The organism is Stenotrophomonas sp. GQ19 (assembly GCF_059758695.1).
On the sequence record NZ_JCAXES010000022.1, the window covers coordinates 1 to 581 of the forward strand.

The window sequence follows — 581 nt, forward strand, 5'->3', positions numbered from 1 at the left end:
ACCTGGCCACGCTCGACGTCGTCACGCTTGGTGCCGCGCAGCAGCAGACCGGCGTTGTCGCCTGCCTGACCCTGGTCGAGCAGCTTGCGGAACATTTCCACGCCGGTGACGGTGGTCTTCTGGACCGGACGGATACCGACGATTTCGATTTCTTCGCCGACCTTGATCACGCCGCGCTCGATACGACCGGTCACCACGGTGCCGCGGCCCGAGATCGAGAACACGTCTTCCACCGGCATCAGGAACGGCTTGTCGATGTCACGCTCCGGGGTCGGGATCCAGCTGTCGAGAGCTTCGACCAGCTTGATCACGGCCGGCACGCCGATATCGCTCTGGTCGCCTTCCAGCGCCAGACGGGCCGAACCCGCGATGATCGGGGTGTCGTCGCCCGGGAAGTCGTACTTGCTCAGCAGCTCGCGGACTTCCATTTCGACCAGTTCCAGCAGCTCGGCGTCGTCCACCATGTCGGCCTTGTTCAGGAACACGACGATGTACGGCACGCCGACCTGGCGCGACAGCAGGATGTGCTCGCGGGTCTGCGGCATCGGGCCGTCAGCAGCGGAGCAGACCAGGATCGCGCC

Annotated in this window: 1 protein-coding gene; it reads right to left on the reverse strand. The window is 65.2% G+C overall.

What is annotated here, in order from left to right; all coding sequences use genetic code 11:
- On the reverse strand, positions 1-581 hold a 581-nt coding region (locus AC6CHL_RS20760; RefSeq protein ID WP_498296042.1), incomplete at both ends, for a GTP-binding protein.